This is a genomic window from Leminorella grimontii (assembly GCF_039789245.1).
In the GTDB taxonomy this organism is placed as follows: Bacteria; Pseudomonadota; Gammaproteobacteria; order Enterobacterales; family Enterobacteriaceae; genus Leminorella; species Leminorella grimontii.
This window is the reverse complement of record NZ_CP146357.1, coordinates 3,229,931-3,248,196: the sequence shown is the minus strand read 5'-3', so window position 1 is coordinate 3,248,196 and position 18,266 is coordinate 3,229,931. Positions and strand designations below refer to the sequence as shown.

At 55.0% G+C, this 18,266-nt stretch carries 19 protein-coding genes; 2 read left to right on the top strand and 17 right to left on the bottom strand.

Annotation, left to right across the window (positions count from 1 at the left end; all coding sequences use genetic code 11):
• Nucleotides 1–30 precede the first annotated feature (30 nt).
• From V8L73_RS14995 to V8L73_RS14975, 5 genes are all read right to left on the bottom strand, one after another.
• Nucleotides 31–1,173, bottom strand: coding sequence for an ABC transporter permease (locus tag V8L73_RS14995; protein WP_347253363.1), 1,143 nt, complete (start codon nucleotides 1,171–1,173; stop codon nucleotides 31–33).
• Complete coding sequence (locus V8L73_RS14990; RefSeq protein ID WP_027274935.1) at nucleotides 1,173–2,324, bottom strand: ABC transporter permease; 1,152 nt, start codon at nucleotides 2,322–2,324, stop codon at nucleotides 1,173–1,175. Before V8L73_RS14990 ends, V8L73_RS14995 begins: the two co-directional genes overlap by 1 nt.
• Entirely contained in the window at nucleotides 2,306–3,277 is a 972-nt protein-coding gene (locus tag V8L73_RS14985; RefSeq protein ID WP_027274936.1) for an HlyD family secretion protein, read from the bottom strand. Before V8L73_RS14985 ends, V8L73_RS14990 begins: the two co-directional genes overlap by 19 nt.
• A gap of 456 nt (nucleotides 3,278–3,733) precedes the next feature.
• Complete coding sequence (locus tag V8L73_RS14980) at nucleotides 3,734–4,432, bottom strand: hypothetical protein (RefSeq protein WP_347253362.1); 699 nt, start codon at nucleotides 4,430–4,432, stop codon at nucleotides 3,734–3,736.
• A 100-nt stretch (nucleotides 4,433–4,532) separates the two neighbouring features.
• The gene (locus V8L73_RS14975; protein WP_347253361.1) at nucleotides 4,533–5,018 is read right to left on the bottom strand and encodes a zinc-ribbon domain-containing protein; all 486 of its coding nucleotides are present in this window, start codon (nucleotides 5,016–5,018) and stop codon (nucleotides 4,533–4,535) included.
• Nucleotides 5,019–5,272: 254 nt separating this feature from the next.
• Between V8L73_RS14975 and V8L73_RS14970 the strand changes: the two genes are divergently transcribed.
• Together V8L73_RS14970 and V8L73_RS14965 are read left to right on the top strand one after the other, a co-directional pair.
• Entirely contained in the window at nucleotides 5,273–6,184 is a 912-nt protein-coding gene (locus tag V8L73_RS14970; protein ID WP_261832055.1) for a LysR family transcriptional regulator, read from the top strand.
• Between the two features lie 37 nt (nucleotides 6,185–6,221).
• Entirely contained in the window at nucleotides 6,222–7,073 is an 852-nt protein-coding gene (locus V8L73_RS14965; RefSeq protein ID WP_261832056.1) for a DMT family transporter, read from the top strand.
• Between the two features lie 38 nt (nucleotides 7,074–7,111).
• Here V8L73_RS14965 and V8L73_RS14960 read toward each other — a convergent pair whose 3' ends face one another.
• The 12 genes from V8L73_RS14960 to V8L73_RS14905 form a co-directional block, all read right to left on the bottom strand.
• A complete protein-coding gene (locus V8L73_RS14960; protein WP_347253360.1) occupies nucleotides 7,112–7,966 on the bottom strand; it encodes a pirin family protein in 855 nt (284 codons plus the stop codon).
• A 28-nt stretch (nucleotides 7,967–7,994) separates the two neighbouring features.
• Nucleotides 7,995–8,987: a glutathione S-transferase family protein gene (locus V8L73_RS14955; RefSeq protein ID WP_347253359.1), complete on the bottom strand. Its 993-nt coding sequence runs from the start codon at nucleotides 8,985–8,987 to the stop codon at nucleotides 7,995–7,997.
• Nucleotides 8,988–9,066: 79 nt separating this feature from the next.
• Complete coding sequence (locus V8L73_RS14950) at nucleotides 9,067–9,462, bottom strand: DoxX family protein (protein WP_027274943.1); 396 nt, start codon at nucleotides 9,460–9,462, stop codon at nucleotides 9,067–9,069.
• A 261-nt stretch (nucleotides 9,463–9,723) separates the two neighbouring features.
• On the bottom strand, nucleotides 9,724–10,014 hold the full coding sequence (locus V8L73_RS14945) for a YqjK-like family protein (RefSeq protein ID WP_051155729.1): 291 nt from the start codon (nucleotides 10,012–10,014) through the stop codon (nucleotides 9,724–9,726).
• Nucleotides 10,011–10,406, bottom strand: coding sequence for a phage holin family protein (locus V8L73_RS14940; RefSeq protein WP_347253358.1), 396 nt, complete (start codon nucleotides 10,404–10,406; stop codon nucleotides 10,011–10,013). The genes V8L73_RS14945 and V8L73_RS14940 overlap by 4 nt, the downstream gene beginning before the upstream one ends.
• A 9-nt stretch (nucleotides 10,407–10,415) precedes the next feature.
• Nucleotides 10,416–10,727 (bottom strand): DUF883 family protein, encoded by a 312-nt coding sequence (locus tag V8L73_RS14935; RefSeq protein ID WP_027274945.1) that lies wholly within the window; start codon nucleotides 10,725–10,727, stop codon nucleotides 10,416–10,418.
• A gap of 173 nt (nucleotides 10,728–10,900) precedes the next feature.
• Complete coding sequence (locus V8L73_RS14930) at nucleotides 10,901–11,572, bottom strand: DedA family protein (protein ID WP_027274946.1); 672 nt, start codon at nucleotides 11,570–11,572, stop codon at nucleotides 10,901–10,903.
• A gap of 458 nt (nucleotides 11,573–12,030) precedes the next feature.
• Nucleotides 12,031–12,417, bottom strand: a complete 387-nt coding sequence (gene crcB, locus V8L73_RS14925) for a fluoride efflux transporter CrcB (protein WP_347253357.1) — start codon at nucleotides 12,415–12,417, stop codon at nucleotides 12,031–12,033.
• Between the two features lie 155 nt (nucleotides 12,418–12,572).
• Nucleotides 12,573–14,567: a transketolase gene (tkt, locus tag V8L73_RS14920; RefSeq protein ID WP_134389179.1), complete on the bottom strand. Its 1,995-nt coding sequence runs from the start codon at nucleotides 14,565–14,567 to the stop codon at nucleotides 12,573–12,575.
• 143 nt (nucleotides 14,568–14,710) lie between these two features.
• Nucleotides 14,711–15,661: a transaldolase gene (tal, locus tag V8L73_RS14915; protein WP_027275056.1), complete on the bottom strand. Its 951-nt coding sequence runs from the start codon at nucleotides 15,659–15,661 to the stop codon at nucleotides 14,711–14,713.
• 423 nt (nucleotides 15,662–16,084) lie between these two features.
• Nucleotides 16,085–16,543, bottom strand: coding sequence for a ribose 5-phosphate isomerase B (rpiB, locus tag V8L73_RS14910; RefSeq protein WP_261832603.1), 459 nt, complete (start codon nucleotides 16,541–16,543; stop codon nucleotides 16,085–16,087).
• A gap of 418 nt (nucleotides 16,544–16,961) precedes the next feature.
• Complete coding sequence (locus V8L73_RS14905; RefSeq protein WP_027275054.1) at nucleotides 16,962–17,930, bottom strand: sugar-binding transcriptional regulator; 969 nt, start codon at nucleotides 17,928–17,930, stop codon at nucleotides 16,962–16,964.
• Between the last annotated feature and the right edge of the window lie 336 nt (nucleotides 17,931–18,266).

Below are 18,266 nucleotides of genomic sequence, written 5' to 3'. Positions count from 1 at the left end.
TAAGAAAAAGAGACGCTCTTAATGTATAACCTATACTCCGTGCGCTCTTTTGCTCCTCTTTCTTAATCTTCCATCCCTCAGCGCCCCGACAAACCATCCAATGGCCGCATAGGTCACGCCCAGCACCAGCAGCATCACGACGTCAAACCCCACTTCGCTAATGGAAAGCCCCATCTGGTTAACGCTGGCGATCATTTTGGTTGCCCAGGTAGAGGGCAGCAGGTGGGAGATGAACCATACCCACTTCGGCATGGACTGCAGCGGCCAGATAGTGCCGGAAATATAGAATACCGGCGTCGTAACCAGCGCCAGCGTCAGGTAAACCAGCTCGACGTTGCGCAGGCATTCGGTAATAAGTTTGGCGAGCCCTAACGTGGCGAGCAGGAAGGGGAACGTTAACAGCAGCAGCTCGGGGATCGGCGCGGTTTGCCGATAGCCCAGCACCATCGGCCAGGCGACGAACAGCACAATGGAGAGAAACATCCAAATCGGAATAAGCGCCGACAGGCAGCCAAGATAGACCGGCAGCGGCGGCTTGCCCTGCGGCAGCGTGTGCAGCACGATGCTGGTCCGCGTGCCGGCAATCAGCAGCGAGTGCTGGAGCAGCATCACCATCAGGCCGGGAAATGTAATGGCGGCAAAGCTGACGCCGGGGTTGAACAGGTCGACGGTCTGCGCATCAATGGGTAAGAGAATGCGTTCTATCTGCGCCGGCGTAAAGCCGTTATTCATCAGGATGTCCTGATTGTAAGAAAGCGACATGGTTCGATAGGCGGCAACTACGTCCCGCTCTATCTGGCCGTTGGCCAACCGGCTGGTGGCGTCGCCGTAGGCGGGTATGGTGACGTTTTCGCCGTGAAGAATGCGCTTTTCCATGTTGTGCGGCAGCACGACCATGGCAAACAGCTTGCGGTTCATCAGGTCGCGCTTAGCGCTTTCAACGTCGCCATAGCCGATAACGGCAATCTTGGCGCTGGCGTCAAGGCTGCGCGTCACTATTCTGCTGGCTGCGCTGTGGTCAAGGTCGACGACCGCGACGGGCAGATCCCATACGGTCTGATTGGCATACACCAGGCTCATGATGCACAGCGAGCAGAGCAGCAGCATCCACATCGGTTTTTCCAGCAGGCGCGTCATGATCATCATGAAACCGCGAAAATAGGCTTTGAACATCAGCGAATGTCACTCCCCTGTAGGCGCTTGGGCAGGCGTTTGCGTACCAAAAGCGCGGTGAGCAGCGGATAAATAAGCAGCAGGCCGCAGACGTAGAACAGGGACGACGCCGGGAACCCCCGCAGGAAGACGTCGAACAGGGCGTACAGCGCGTGGGTTAGCGGTTCAATGTTGGCGATTATCTGGGCAATAAGCGGCATGGACAGCTCCGGCACGGCGGTGCCGGAATAGGTCATGGCGATCCCCACCAGCAGGCCAATTAGCGAGTAGGCGCTGATGATGTCTTTCGTAAAGGTGAACAGCAAAAGCCCGATGCTCTGCGCCGCCATAATGTAGAAAAAGCCGATAGCCAGCATGAACAGCGGGTTGCCGTTGATGCGCGCGCCGGAATAGAGCGCCAGAGCGGCGATTTCCACCATCAGCAAAATGGTGTAGCCGATGGTGTAGGGTGCAAGCTTTCCAAGCACCGCCAGCCCAAAAGGACGAGCGTTGAGCAGGATTTTACGGCGGCTTAAAACGTAAATCGTACAGGTAACGACGAACAGCTGGAGGATATGAACCGTGGCGGCAAACAGCTGGTAATAGATAAAGTTGCCGCTGGCGTTAAACAGGCTCTCGTAAGAGAGGCTGACCTGTGCCAGTGGGGGAAGCGGATGGCCGATAGCGGTGGCGACGATGGCCGAATAGGTCTGATTCAGCTCAGACGTCAGCCCGGGAAAATCCTGCGTTGAATAGAGCCCCGCGCCGTAAAACAGGCCGTTATAGTAAAGCACCGTGCTCGGCTGGCGGCCTGCCAGCACGTCGGCCTCAAAGTTGTGGGGAATGTAGAGCAGGCCATAGACCTCGGCCGAGCGCAGGGCGATAGTCGCCTGCTCCAGATCGTCGCTATATTGATGAACCTGCGCGTGAGATCCCGCGTCCAGCGCCCGAACGAGCTTGCGCGACAGCGTCGAGTGATCGTTATCCACTACGGCGACCGGCAAATCCAGCATCGTGCCGGCCGAAAAGTTGGCGCAGATAAGGGTGAACAGCAGCAGCGGAAAGATCCACATCAGCCAATGCACGACGATACTGCGGGACGCCGCCTGCGCTTCAACGTGGAAGGAACGGTGAAAGCAGCGCCAACGCGCCCTTAGTCTTCCCATTTCCATAAGGCGCTCATTCCGGGACGCAGCCCGTCGACAGGTTTGGTCGGATAGAGGCGGACCTCAAAGGTTTTCAGGTCGAAGTCGCCGGTTGCTCGCGTCGCCCGTTTGGTAGCGAAGTCGCCCATCGGTGAAATAAAGCGGACTTCCGCCTCGACCTGAAGATTATTCAGCGCCGGTACTTGAAGCATCACTTTGTCGCCTTTACGCACGTGGGCCAGAATGTCTTCACGCAGGTTGTAGACGAAGTAGGCGTCAGGCAGGCGAATGACGGTCATTAGCGGGCTGGCGGCGTTGAGCAGTTCGCCAAGCTCAGCGGGGATAGTGCCTATCTCACCGTCAACCGGCGCTTTGACCAGCAGGTCTTCCTGCTGAATCTTCACCTGGGTCAGGTTCTCCTGCGCCTGATTCAGCGCCGCGGTGAAGGCTGCGCGCTGCTCCGAGCGGTCGCCGTGCTGGGCTTCGTCCAGCAGCGCCTTTGCCGCGTTTACCTGATGCAGCGCCGTATCGCGGGCCTTCAAAGAGGCGTCAAGCATAGAGGCTGACACATAGCCTTGGGACGCCACGCTGCGGTTGCGCTGGTAGTCCTTTTCGGCGTTTTTGTAGGTGGCCTGAGCCTGCGCCAGCGAGGCTTGAAGATTACGGATGCTCTCTTCGCGAGTGCCGTGCAGTGATTCATCCAGCCTGGCTTTGGCCTGATCGCGAGCGGCTTCCAGAGACTTCACCTGAGCGTCCAGCTCCGGGCTGTCGAGCTTCATCAGCAGCTGGCCGGCCTTAACGTCGTCACCGCGCTCGAAGTAGCGCTCAACGACGCGCCCCTTCGCTTTTGAGGTGACGAGCACTTCCGGCGCGTCGACTTCTCCCTGTAAAAGCACGTACTGATTGTGGGCGCGAAACAAAACGGCCAGCGCAATAACGGCGATAATGAACAGCAGCGTGATGATGGATTGTTTCTTCATGGTTTAAATATTGTTATCGCTATGCTTAGAGTATACGGTTCCGATAAACAGCGTGAGTTAAGCTCTTGTCTCTTTTAAGTCGCGTGGTTTGGCTTATTCTGGATGCTAAAAATATTCCACCGCACAGCAAGATAGTAGTCTGAAATCAGATTAATAGCCGTATTACCAGAAACTTGTTGTTCTTCGTTGTTCTACAAGGAGAGAAGCTGACGCTTTCACGAACGGAAACGGAGTGGATACGTGATTCCTGCTGTGCGCGGTGAATCGATTCTACCTGAATCTCTGAGCGCCTCATAATCATCCGTTAACATAACGTGCTATATTTTTTAGCATGAAATAAATCGTCCTTTATTTCACTCTTTGTCCCGTTCATCGCGCTGTAGCCGCCAGAGTTTAGCCACGTTCGTTGCGTTTTGTTTGATGTTAATTAGCGTGAGTTAACAAGTGTGCAATGATTTATGGCGTCGGTATGGCAGAATGCTCTTCGAAACGGCAGTTTGGCGCATTCAGGCGGATAGCGGCCAAAATCTGTTTCAACGCCTCCTGGTACTCATCTTCATCCATCGCTTTGCTTTTCTTCGCAATGACATAGCACAGTCCCAGCTTTTTGTTTAACTCGGTTGCGATTTGGTAGAACGCCTCTTTTTCACGTACGTAGGCAATTTTGGTCACCGCAATCGCGCTCGCTTTATTGGCCGGGCTGGTAAACGTCAGCACGCTGTTTTCAAGACGTACGCGGTGCAGCCCTTCAAACTTCGACAGGCTTTTTAGCGTGGCGCTCTTAGTCACGCGGAGCGTTTGATGCCGAATGGCCGCTCTGACGCGTGATTGGGAATGGCGCGCGATGAGGTATTGAACGCAGGCGTTTCCATAGCGACGCCAGAGTACGGCATAAAGCGCAATAACGATAACTAGCGCAATGATTGCGCTGAGCGGCGAACCGGTTCTCGGCGCAACGATGCCCCATTCAGGCAGGCAATAAAAAACGATGATGGCGAACAGCGGAATAGCATACTTAAACAATAGTGGAATAGCCCTGTGCCAAACTGTATCGATCTTCTTTAACCGAGCGTCATAGTTAGCCTGCGCTTTGAGATCGGCTTTTTCCGCCATAGTGCGGATGTCACTGCTGTCCAGACTGAATTTAAGCTCCATTATCGCTTTTGATCCTGTGTTTGTGTCGCGAAGGCTTTGGCCCAATCGACGATCTTGATGGGATCGTCGACCGAAGGCGCGGCAAGGCGCCATAAATGGCTTAAAGGATCGTTTCTCTACGCTGGGCTGCCTGCGCTTGCGGCAGATCGGCACCGCAGCTGGAGCAGTTTTCAACCTGCTCATGGAAATCAAAATGACAGTTCGGGCAAACCCGATGGTTCCTGTCGGTAACGGAATAGACGATTTCTTCCGCCTCTTGGGGCGTCCAGTCCTGATTGCGAAGCTTACGAATAATCATCTGGGCCGGCATGCCTGAAATCAGATCCTGATAGATTTCATACTGCAGCTTTTCCCGCGCGGTAGGCGGCACGTATTCCAGCACGTCTTCGTTATAGTTGGTTTCACACGTTTGGCACTTAACGTATCTGCCCAGCGTTTCGGTAGGGAAAAGCGGAATGAAGTAGAGCGTGAAGTAGCTCGACACCTTGATTTGGCTATAGTTTCTTTTTTCACCGTCGCAGTTTGGACAGTGAAACTCTCCCTGCGACTCGACCTTTTCCCTGGACTTGCTGCCCCAAATAATCATATATCTTCCTTGATAGTAAACGTTAGCCTCAGCATAAGGCTATAGGGATACGAAAAATATCGGATAGGGGAAAAGGAGTCAAATGGCTATTTGTTATATAGGGACAGAAATACTTTTCGAGGATGAAAACTAATGGCAGAGCGGTATCAACGCTGAGTGGCGATGGTCCAAATATATCGAGTAGGCGACTGGACGCCCGGCAGCCAACACGTTAGTCTGACGCCACCCTATTATCAACCGTTTGGCAAAAAGCGATGAACAAAGACAAAGCGCTGACGCTTGAAGCATTACGAGTGATGGACGCCATCGAACGCCGGCGCAGCTTTGCCGCCGCGGCGGAAGAACTGGGAAGAGTACCCTCGGCGTTAAGCTATACCATGCAAAAGCTTGAAGAAGAGATGGACGTGCTGCTGTTTGACCGCTCCGGGCACCGGACCAAGTTTACGCCCGTAGGCCGCCTGCTGCTGGAGCGGGGGCGCGTTCTTCTTGAAGCGGCAGACAAACTGACGACCGACGCTATGGCGCTGTCCCGCGGTTGGGAAACTCATATCAACATCGTTGTCGAAGTGCTGGCTCCCGCCTATCGACTGTTTCCTTTGGTTGAGCGTCTGGCGGAGAAGTCCGATACCCAGATGAGCATCACGACGGAAGTGCTGGCAGGCGCGTGGGAGCGGCTGGAGCAGGGGCGCGCGGATATCGTTATCGGCCCGTCGGACTACCTTCGCCAGTCGTCGGAAATCAACTCTGCCCCGCTGTATACCGTCACCAGTTTCTACGTTGCCGCGCCGGATCACCCTATTCATCAGGAAGCATCGCCGTTGGAAGAGGCCACCCGGCTGAAGTATCGCGGCATCGCCATTGCGGATACGGCAAAGGACCGGCCGCTGGTGACCGTTAAGCTGTTGGAAAAACAGCATCGGCTTACGGTCAGCTCTATGGAAGATAAGCGCCGAGCCCTGCTGGCGGGGCTGGGGATCGCCACGATGCCGCTAGACAATATTCGGGAAGATCTGGAGGCCGGCAGGCTGAAGGTTATCGGCGACGATCCCGGCAGCCGGGTCGATATCATCATGGCCTGGCGTCGCGATCAAATCGGTAAGGCGAAGGCATGGCTGCTGCGGGAAATACCTAAGCTGTTTGTCGTGCGAGAAAGCAACGCAGACTGAGCCATCTTTCTATACTTTGGGGTAAGGATAGTAGAACATGACGCGCCGTAGCGCTCTGTTGCAAATGCACGTCGCGGCGGTGCTGTTTGGCCTGTCGGGTATTTTTGGCAAACTGATTGTAGCGGGCGTTGCCGTGCTGGTGTTCGGCCGGGCGGCGGCAGGTCTGTTGGCGCTGTCAGCGATGCTGCTGAAAGAGGGGCGCTCTCCCTGGAAAGGGCTTGGCGTCAGGCGGATTGTCTACCTGATGGCATTGGGAACTCTGCTGGCGGCACACTGGCTGACCTTCTTCGTGGGCATTAAGGTGGGCGGCGTGGCGGTAGCGACGCTCGGCTTTGCGGCCTTTCCCGCCTTTGTCGCGCTGTTTGAAAGCCTGCTGTTTCGCGAGCCGTTGACGAGGACGGAATATATCCTGATTGCGCTGGTTTCTTTAGGGCTGGTGCTGGTTACGCCCGAGGTTAACTTTACCGCCGGTGCGACTCAGGGGCTTCTTTGGGGCGTTCTTTCCGGCCTGACTTACGCCCTGCTGACCATCGGTAATCGGAAGGTGGCGGCGACGCTTTCGGGCGTACAGGTCAACTGGTGGGAGAGCCTGTCCGTGATGCTGTGCCTGCTGCCGTTCGCTATTGGCGATGTGTCGCAGACGCCGTGGCTGGACTGGCTGTGGATTGCCTGTCTGGGGCTTTTATGTACGGGCCTTTCCTATAGCCTGTTTATTAACGCGCTGCGAGTGATTAACGCTCGCACTTCGGCGATGATTATCGCTCTGGAGCCGGTATACGCTATCGCCATTGCTTGGCCGCTGTTTCATGAACAGCCTACGCTGCGAACGGCGTTTGGCGGGGCGTTGATTATTCTGGCCGTCGCCTGGTCCAGCCGACAGAAAGGATAAACGCAGGGCGACTTTCACCCGAAAGTCGCCCTGCGGAATTAGCCGACAAAGCGGCCGCTGTTGTAATCGTCGATCGCCTGGCGGATCTCTTCGACGCTGTTCATCACGAACGGACCGTACTGAACGACCGGCTCGTTGAGCGGTTTACCCGCCAACAGCATCGCCCGCCCGCCGCGTTCACCGGCTTTCAGGCGCAGGGCGTTGCCTGCGGTGAGCAGGGCGCTTTGGTCGAAGTTCAGCTTTTTCCCCTCAACCTCCGCTTCGCCCTCAAAGAGAAACAACAGGGCGTTGAGCTCTTCGGATATCGGCAGTTCGACCGTTTCCCCTGCCTCAAGGCGAATATCGGCAATCAGCGGGCGGGTGGCTGACGCCTGCACCGGGCTTTGATAGCGCATTCCGCCCAGCTCAAGCTGGCCTGCGATAAGTGTGATTTCTCCGCCCTGAGCCAGCGGAACTTTAGGCAGGTTCGCCGCTTCGATGTTCTGGTAGGCGGGCGCCTTCATTTTTTCAGCGCTGGGCAGGTTTAGCCAAATCTGAAAGCCGCGCATGGCGCCGTCCACCTGCTGGGGCATCTCTGAGTGAATAATGCCTTTTCCTGCGGTCATCCATTGAATGCCGCCGGTTTTCAATTCGCCCCGATGCCCTGCGTGGTCCTCATGCAGCATATTGCCCTCAAGCATGTAGGTAATGGTTTCAAAGCCGCGGTGAGGGTGGCTTGGGAAACCGGCCAGATAGTCTTTAGGATCGCTAGAGAAAAAGACGTCCATCATCAGATAAGGGTCCATTCTCTGCCGGTCGCTTTGCCCTAACGCGCGTTTCAGGCTGACGCCTGCGCCGTCCTGCGTCGGCATAGCGGGGAAGACGGCGGCGATTTGGCGAAATGATGCATTCATCGTTGGCTCCTTATTTTATTGTCTTATTTTATTGTCTTTCAGTGCGCGCCCTGCGCGACGTCGGCGCGTCAAGGTCTTGTTCTGGCCCGATGGAGATAACGCCCGTCGGGTTAATGGTCTTATGGCTGCGGTAATAGTGGTGGCGAATGTGGTCAAGGCTCACCGTTTCCGCCACGCCGGGCAACTGATAAATATCCCGCAGAAAGCCATAAAGGTTCGGATAGTCGCTGATGCGCTTTTTGTCGCACTTAAAGTGAGTGACGTACACCGGATCGAAGCGCAGAAGCGTCGTCCACAGGCGAATGTCGGCTTCCGTTAGCTTTTCTCCGGTCAGAAAGCGGCTTTGGCTTAGCCTTTCTTCCAGCGTATCCAGCGAGGTAAACAGCGCAGTAACGGCTTCCGTATAGGCATCCTGCGACGTGGCGAATCCCGCTTTGTAAACGCCATTGTTAACAGTCGGGTAAATCCACGCGTTCAGCTCGTCGATTTGTTCGCGCAGCTCGGTAGGATAGTAGTGGCCTTCCCGCGCACCGACGCCGTCAAACGCGTCGTTGAACATGCGGATGATTTCCGATGACTCATTGTTAACAATGGTGTTTGTTTGCTTATCCCACAGTACCGGTACGGTAACGCGCCCGGTATAGCTGGCGTCGGCCTTCAGGTAGAGCTGGTACAGGTATTCCAAACCAAACAGCGTATCGCCGGTCGCGCCGGCGAAGTCCGTGCCGAACGTCCAGCCGTTTTCCAACATCAGAGGGTGAACGACGCTTACGCCGATGGCTTCCTCCAGTCCCTTTAGCTTGCGCACGACAAGCGTACGGTGAGCCCAAGGGCAGGCGAGGGAAACGTACAGGTGGTAGCGCCCCGGTTCGGCTTTGAACCCTCCTGCGCCGGTCGGGCCCGGTTGGCCGTCGGCAGTGACCCAGTTGCGAAACTGAGAAGGCATACGCTTGAAGCGCCCCTGAGTTGAGGAGGTATCGTACCAAACGTCTTGCCAGATACCGTTAACGAGCTGTCCCATAGTAACCTCCTGCGGTTGTCTCTTGAGTTCATTGCGAACCGCGCCGTAAACGATGGCGCGGTTCGGCGTTAAAAAGGGCTTACCACTTTTTCTTCAGAAAACCGTCGATGCTCCAGGCGCCGGGACCGGTGACCGCCAGCAGAATGTAGCCGCCGGCGATGGTCATGTTTTTCATGAACATCAGTGAGTTAGCTCCCTGAGAGAAGTCTATGTGGAAAATCAGCGCGGTCATCAGCGTGAAGAATGCGGTGAAAAGCGCCGTCGTACGGGTCAGGAAGCCGAACAGAATGGCCAGACCGCCGCCGAGCTCCAGTAGAATAACCAGCGGCAGCATAAAGCCCGGGACACCCATCGACATCATATACTGCTGCGTGCCCGCGTAGGCATCGCCCAGCTTGCCGTAGCCGGCAACGATAAACAGAATCGGCATTAAAATACGGGCGACCAGTAATGCCAGATGGGTTAGGTTTTTCATGATGCTTACGACTCCTGAATAAAAAATTACGTTTTGGTTTTTTCACTTAATCTGTGAATAAGCTCACAGTTGTTTACGGGGTTAATCGTAGTCCAGGATTGGAAGCGTTGTTAGCAAGAAGAATTGCACGATTTATTCAATAAATTTGATAAAGGAAATGATGGCTGTGATTTAGGCTTAGTGGGGGATTGATGGATATTTAGAAAGGGGATTTCGCTATTTTATGAGAATAGCGTCAGATTTACTGTTTTATAAAAATGGCTATGAGGCGCGAAGCATTTGGTTAACGTAGCGTACCCCTCGGCAGGCAAGCAGCGCCCACTGGCCTTTACGCCAGAGCTTGCGCGGATTTCGCAGCGCATAAACGGTAAGCAGGGTGATGCTTGCGCTTACAATAATCGGATGACGGCGGGCCATTTGCCAGCCGCCGTCCAGCGTTTGGGTGCTGTTCAGCCAGTTTTGCCGCTCGTCGGCAAGCAGTTCGCGCTGCTGCTCGATACGCTGCAGCAGCTGCGCTTTTTTTAGATGCCTTTGTAGAGCGCGTTCGTTCATTGGCCTTTTTCCAGACGGCTGCGATCGAGGCTCAGTTGGGCGCGCGTTTCTTTTAAGAACGTAGAGCGGCGCGCCTTAGCGAGCGTCCAAAAGCCAACGCCCAGCGCCAGGCAGAAAAGAATGCCGGTAATGGAGATAAGCGTCACGACCCGATAGGCAGGATCGATAGCCAGACAAACCAGAATAAAGAGCCCCATCAGGCAAAAGCCGGTGAACAGCAGAGTAAGCCCCGCCATAATCAACAGCTGGACCAGATGGGCCTTCTCTTCCTCAAGCTCAACTGCGGCCAATTCCAGACGCGTCTGCGCAATGCCGATAAGCAGAGTAAAAATGCGCTGTACAACGCTCAGGGCGCCGCGACCGGGGCCCTGAGAAGTCGTTGCGTTTGACATGGAAAAGCCTTAGCGACGCGCTAACAGAACGCCGATCACCAGCCCTACGGCAGCGCCGATACCGACTCCGGCCCAGGGCTTTTCGTGAACGTAGTCATCGGCTTTGCCAGCCACCTCTTTTGTCTGAGAGGCAATTTTACCGCCGGTTTCGCTCAGGCGGGCGCGTGCTTCTTTCAGCAGACCTTCTGCTTTCGTATAAAGCTTTTCCACTTCTGCACTGGACTTATCGGTAGTGGACTGAAGGGTTTCCTCCAGCGTAGTGACCAGACTCTGAAGCTCTTCTTTTAGCGGCTCGGAAGTGCTTTCTGTTTGCTTAGCCATGAGATACCTCCTTTGTTTAAAAGTGAAACGTGCTTTTTAACCATAGTCGATTCTTGTTGGTTGTTAAAGATGAAATTGCGGGTTTATTAACCCAAAAGGGGAGCTTTGCGCTTTTTTACAATAAAAAACAAAACGGCGCCGAGAGGCGCCGCTAAAAATGCTTAAATCTTGAGTTATTTGCTGCTGGCTGCCTGGCCTCTCTTTTTACGCCAAATCACGATAACGGAGCCAACAAGGCCAACGACCAACAGCACGATCGGCAGCAGAACGAGGCACTTCATCAGCTGGCTTTCATATTGCGCAAACAGCTTGGAGCTGCCAAGCCCGTAGCCGAGAGCCGTTAAAATGAATACCCACAGGAAGGCGCTCATCCAGTTGAAGAACTGGAAGCGGTTGCCGCTTAGGCCGGAAATGCCGGCAAGCGTTGGCAGAAGGGTACGGACAAACGCCAGAAAGCGGCCGATAAACAGTGCGGCCAGGCCGTGGCGATGAAACAGATTGTGGGCGCGTTGGTGATAATGGGGCGGTATATGAGAAAGCCAGTTCTGCACCACTTTGGTATTGCCGAGCCAGCGCCCCTGAAGGAACCCGATCCAGCTTCCGATGCTTGCGCCCGCGGTCAGGACAACCAGCGCAATAGGATAGTTGATTGCGCCTTTGGCGACTAAAACGCCAACCAGCAGCAGCAGGCTGTCGCCGGGTAAAAACGCCGCGGGCAGTACGCCGTTCTCTAGCAGTAAGATAGTGAACAGAATGGCGTACAGCGTCCAGACCAGAGAAGGATTTGTCAGCATGGCGACATCATGGTGCCAGAGCGCTTGCCAAAGCGTATGTATTACATCCATTTCATATTCCTAAAACATCGGTGTTACCGGGGCGTCTACCTGGGTAAAACGGTTTACTACCAATCGCCGTTCATCAAATCGGGCGAACATTTACGTAAAACAGCGGCGCTTAACTCTTCCAAATCCGTGAACGTTAGCGCATCTGTGGATAATTTTATCGTGATACTTAAGTATTGTTTATCAGTGTAGCCTAGCCTGAGGTCGGTATTGGGGGCTACCCGACGGATTTTCTTCTTCACCAAGCGGCTTAAAGAGGGAAAAACGGTGCCAGCACTGTATCAAAGTTCATTTTGCCGCAACAGATAAAAAACGGCATTCGGCGCGTTTATTAATTATCTTTTAATTTCTTTACAGAGGCGACGGCGCAGGATAACACCGTTGCCAAGCGGCGTTTTTGATAAAGACCAAAAAAACGGTGGGATTCAGCGGCGCTTTTAAGCACCGCCTGTGGATAAGTTTTAGACAGCTTTGTTCAAGCACTGATAGCCGATGTAGACGGCAAGCAGGCACAGCGCGACGTTTGCGACGATGTTGGCTGCGGCCTTAAGCCATTCGCCTTGGGTAAACAGCGCCAGCGTGTCGAAAGAAAAGGTAGAAAACGTCGTTAGCGCACCGAGAAATCCAACGCCGATAAGCGGTCGCCAGTGGGGGGCAATAAGAGAGCCCTGCGTCAGCGCGGCCATGAGCAAGCCCATAATCAAAGAACCGATGACGTTGACCGTGAGCGTCGCATAGGGGAAAGCGGTACCGAACCACTGGGAAAACCAGTTGGTTATCTGGAAACGGCTGACGGCGCCGACGGCGCCGCCGAAGGCCACGATGGCCAGGGTCAGGGCATAGCTCATGACGAAACTCCCGATGCTGCTATCTTCGTCGCGTTGAAGTAAGGGATTTATATTACAGTGGAAGGATGCGTTGTATAGCAAAAAATGGAATAAAGATAACGCTCCCAGCGGCCGAAAAAGGCGCCGGGAGCGTCTACAGCGTTATTTCAACGGCTTTACTTCAAAAGCTCTCTTGCCTGAGTCAGCACGTTGTCCACCGTAAAGCCGAACTCGGCAAACAGCTGCTCCGCCGGGGCGGATTCGCCGAACGAGCGCATGCCGACGATGCGGCCATTGAGGCCCACGTACTTGTACCAGAAGTCCGCAATGCCCGCTTCGATGGCTACGCGCGCCGTCACCGCCGACGGCAGCACCGATTCGCGGTACGCGGCGTCCTGAGCGTCAAACGCTTCGGTACACGGCATTGATACCACCTGCACGCGACGGCCTTCCGCCGTTAGCTTCTCGGCCGCGTCCACCGCCAGGCTCACTTCTGAACCGGTAGCAATCAGCAGCAGCTCCGGCGCGCCTTCACAGCCCTTCAGCACGTAGCCGCCGCGGGCCGCGTCTTCCAACTGCTTGGCCGTACGCGGCTGCTGCGCCAGGTTCTGGCGGGAGAATATCAGCGCGCTCGGGCCGTCCTTACGCTCCAGCGCCGCCTTCCACGCAATGGCCGATTCCACCTGGTCGCACGGGCGCCAGGTGCGCATGTTCGGCGTCAGGCGCAGGCTGGCCATTTGCTCTACCGGCTGGTGAGTCGGGCCGTCTTCGCCCAGGCCAATCGAGTCGTGGGTGTAAACAAACAGGCTGCGGATTTTCATCAGCGCCGCCATGCGCACCGCGTTGCGCGCATATTCCATAAACATCAGGAAGGTCGCGCCGTAGGGGATAAACCCGCCGTGCAGCGCAATGCCGTTCATGATGGCCGACATGCCGAACTCACGCACGCCGTAGTGAATGTAGTTGCCCGCCGCGTCCTCTACGATGGACTTCGAACCGGACCATATCGTCAGGTTGCTCGGCGCCAGGTCGGCCGAGCCGCCCAGAAACTCCGGCAGCACCTTGCCGAACGCTTCCAGCGCGTTCTGGGACGCCTTGCGGCTGGCGATAGAGGCAGGGTTGGCCTGCAGCTTCTCGATAAACGCTTTCGCTTCGCTTTCCCAGTTGGCCGGCAGCTCGCCGGCGGTACGGCGGCGGAATTCAGCCGCCAGTTCAGGATGCGCTTTGGCATAAGCTGCAAACTTCTCATCCCACGCCTGCTCGCGCGCTTTGCCCGCTTCTTTTGCGTCCCAGGCGGCGTACACGTCCGCCGGGATGTCAAACGGCGCGTGGTTCCAGCCCAGCGCTTCACGAGTGGCGGCGACTTCAGCATCGCCCAGCGGCGCGCCGTGGCTATCGTGCGTACCGGCCTTGTTCGGCGAGCCGAAGCCAATCACCGTTTTGCACATCAGCAGGGAAGGCTTGCCGGTTTCCTTCTGCGCCGCTTCAACCGCGCGGCGGATAGCGTCCGGATTGTGGCCGTCGACGTCGCGCACCACGTGCCAGCCGTAGGCCTCAAAGCGCATCGCCGTGTCGTCGGTAAACCAGCCCTCGACGTGGCCGTCGATAGAAATGCCGTTGTCGTCGTAGAAGGCAATCAGTTTGCCCAGCTTGAGCGTACCGGCCAGAGAGCAGGCTTCGTGGGAAACGCCTTCCATCATGCAGCCGTCGCCCATGAAGGTATAGGTGTAATGGTCAACCACGTCGTGGCCGGGGCGGTTGAACTGCGCCGCCAGCGTCTTCTCGGCAATCGCCATCCCGACGGCGTTACAGATACCCTGGCCCAGCGGGCCGGTGGTGGTCTCTACGCCCGGCGCATAGCCGTACTCCGGGTGGCCCGGAGTGCGGGAGTGAAGCTGGCGGAACTGCTTGAGGTCTTCGATAGAGAGGTCATAGCCGGAGAGGTGCAGCAGGCTGTAAATCAGCATGGAGCCGTGGCCGTTGGAGAGCACGAAGCGGTCGCGGTTCACCCAGTTGGGGTTGGTTGGACTGTGGCGGAGGAATCCGCGCCAGAGGACTTCGGCGATGTCGGCCATCCCCATGGGCGCCCCCGGGTGGCCGGATTTGGCTTTCTGCACGGCGTCCATACTCAGGGCGCGGATGGCATTAGCGAGTTCTTTTTGAGAAGGCATCATATTCTCCATTTAAGTTCGGCATTTAAGTTCGGCATTTAATTTTGGTATTCAAATTCTGGCGTCTGAATTAACAAAACGAGGACGAGCAATGAATCTGCCCGCCCCCGTCTTTGGGCATAGCCTGAATGTATATTGACTGATTACAGACGAGCAAGCAGCATTTTTTCCAGCTTTTCCTGATCGGCGGCGAACAGGCGGATGCCTTCAGCAAGTTTTTCTACCGCCATTGCGTCCTGATTGTGCTGCCAGTTGAACTCGGCTTCGGTCATCGGGTTAGGGCGGTTTTGTACGTCGTTCGTCGGGGAAAGCTTACGCTCGACCGGTGCGTCAGACTCCTGCAGCTGCTTTAACAGTGCGGGCGAAATGGTCAAGCGATCGCACCCTGCCAAAGCAAGGATCTGTTCGGTGCGGCGGAAGCTGGCGCCCATAATGACGGTCGCGTAGCGATGCTGCTTATAGTAATTGTAGATATTGCGAACGGACACCACGCCCGGATCGCTGTCGGCCTGATATTCCGCAGACGGCTGACGGCTTTGGTACCAGTCGTAGATGCGGCCGACGAAAGGTGAAATCAAAAACACGCCGGCTTCCGCACAGGCGCGGGCCTGCGCAAAGGAGAACAGCAGCGTCAGGTTGCAGTTGATGCCTTCTTTCTCCAGCTCCTCTGCGGCGCGAATGCCCGCCCAGGTGGCGGCAAGCTTAATGAGAATGCGGGATTTGTCGATGCCCGCCTTTTCATAAAGCGAGATGAGCTTACGCGCTTTGGCGACGCACATGCCGCGATCGAAGGAGAGCCTGGCGTCAACTTCGGTTGAGATGCGCCCAGGGATAGTTTTGACGATCTCTGCGCCGATATAGACCGCCAGGCGGTCGCTGGCGTTAATCAGCTGCGTTTCTTTATCTCCGCCCTGAGCCTTGGCGTCTCGAATAGCGGCGTCAATCAGGTACTGGTATTGGGGCAGCTCCGCCGCTTTTAAAATAAGCGAAGGATTGGTGGTCGCATCCTGAGGTGAAAAGTGGCGGATAGACTCAAGGTCGCCGCTGTCGGCCACCACGGTAGTTAACTGTTTTAGTGCTTCAAGCTGGTTCATAAGGGGTCCTTTATCGTTCTATTCATCCCCTCCTCGTTCAGACTAAAACCTGGCAAGCCCCATTCTGACGATGAGCGGGTATCCCCAAACGGGCCCGCGTGAGCGGGCCCCTTAACCGGCTCCCCCGGAGAGAGAGGAACCGGGGTATATGGCGTTATTTTTGCTGTATCCCCGTCATACTTCAAGCTGCATGTGCGTTGGCTGCAAATACTCGGCCCATCCATGGGCCTCGCCCTTACGGGCCGCCGCATACGGCGTTCAAATCTGTTCCGGACAGATTTGTCACTCACCCGAATCACTTACTTATGTAAGCTCATCGGGATTCCTTCGCTTGCCGCGTGATTCGGCCTAAAGGCCTCACCCTTTCAGGGCCAGCGCAAGCGCTGTTCAAAACGCCATCAGCGTTTTGTCATGCAACTCGAATTATTTAGGGGATAGATGTTGTTCGTAGTAGCCGATTCTTTCTACCTTAGGCGCAGAGTTGCCGCCGTCGAACTCAGATTCCAGCCATGCGCTAACGATGGTTTTAGCCAGTTCAACGCCAATAACGCGAGCGCCAAGAGAGATAATCTGTGCGTTGTTGCTCTTTCGCGCGCGTTCAGCTGAATAGGTATCGTGGCACTGCGCCGCGCGAATGCCGGGTACTTTGTTGGCGGAAATACTCATGCCGATGCCGGTTCCGCAAATAAGGATGCCGCGCTCGTGTTTGCCCGCCTTAATCGCCCGCGCAACTTCGACGGCAATGTCCGGATACATTGTCGGTTCGCTGTGCTTATCGCAGCTGTAGTCGACGACTTCGATTCCCTTTTGTTTAAGAAACGCGGCGATGTGGTTTTTCATCTCAATTGCCGCATCGTCACAGCCGATGGCTATAGGAAGCATATATCACCTCATTGACAAAATTTAACTGTAATTCTGTGTCGCCCCTGTGCCGCTTTGGCGCTCCCACCGACTGGCTAAGGTCGGAAGAAAGCGTCTGGTGTATGTTTCCGGCGGCCCGGATTAGCGTGGTTTCAAAAGTTCATTCATCGTTCTTTTGTTGCATGTTCGTTTTTTTCATATGTTAAGTCAATAAACTTTTGTTCGGTTTGGGGCGTTTTTTATCCAAAATGAGGCGAGCATAACGAAGTTAAACGAAGGCGATAGGGCGATTTTTTAGGGAGGTAAGCGATTTTTAAGGTGAAAATGAATAAATGAGACTGGTGTGAACAATCGATGCTTTCGGGTAAACGAAAGGGGCCATAAAGGCCCCTGAGGTCGAAACGACGGACGTCATCAATCGATCTAAGTAGATAACGCGTTAAGGCTGCTGCAGCATGTTCAGAATGGTGCGCGCGTTGGCTGCGCTGGTGGCGATAATGTCGATTGCGCCCGTGCGCAGCGCGCCGAGGATTGCCAGCGCCTTGGTGCTTTCAGACGCAATGGCGATAACGCAGGGGATTTGGCGAAGCTCTTCAGTGCTCAGGCCGATAACCCGGTTGTTCATCACCGTATTGGCCGGCTGCCCCTGAGCGTTAAAGAAGTCGTATCCGCCAATTTCTCCGGTTACGCCCTGATGGAGGCTGGCGTCGACGATTTCCTGCGGCGTAAACCAGCCGAGCTTAACCATGTAGCTGTTTTCATTCATGTCGCCGATGCCCACCAGCGCGATGTCCGCCTTACGGGCGCGGTCCAGCGTTTCCTTGATGGTGCCGTTTTGCATGAAGGCTTCTTTCAGCGCACGGTTCTCTACGTAGGCCGGCGCGTACAGGGTTTCGCTGGTGCCGCCGAACTTTTTCGCCATGCGGCGGCTGACGTGGTCAGCGTTAATGGCATCGCCCGGGCGGTGGGTGCCGCCAATGCCGCAGATAAACTTACAGTTTCTTTCCGGTACGATGCTGACGTGATCCGCCACGGCGGCGATGTTTCGCCCTTGGCCTACGGCCAGCACGGTGTTGTCTTTCAGGTTGGTGGCCAGATAGTTTGAAACCAGCGAAGCGACCTGACGGCGCTGTTCGTCTTCATCCTGGTAGTCCAGCGCAATAAGCGCGCGCTTGAGGCCAAAATGTTCAATCAGCTGTTGTTCCAGGCGCGTGCTGTACACCGGGTGATAGCGAACGGTGATCTCGACGATGCCTTCATTTTTGGCGCGCTTAAGCAGGCGCCCAACTTTAATTCTTGATATACCGAATTTTTGCGCAATTTCTTCCTGCGTCATCTCATCCTGATAGTAGGCTACGGCGATCTCAGTCAGCAGTTCGTTGTCTTGTGGAACTCGTTGTTTTTCCATTGAGTTATGCCTTTTAGTTCAAAAACGGATGTTAAAAAGCGTTGTTATTATTCTTTATTCCTAAACGCTATTAAACGGATGAACCTATCCCGTTCATATTAGAACATTTGTTATGCAGGGTGAAGTGTGAATTTTCATTTGTTCTATTTGTGTTCTTTTTATATAGAGAGCCGAAGCGATTCAGTTCACGAAAATAGAATAATTAGAGGTAAAAGCGCGATTAATGCGATCCCCTGTCTTTTTTTATTTCTGGTTTTTTGCTGATATAGATGAACAAAAGTTTGTCATTTGTTCTTTTGTATTATTGGCGGCTAACAATAATACACGGTTGAAACA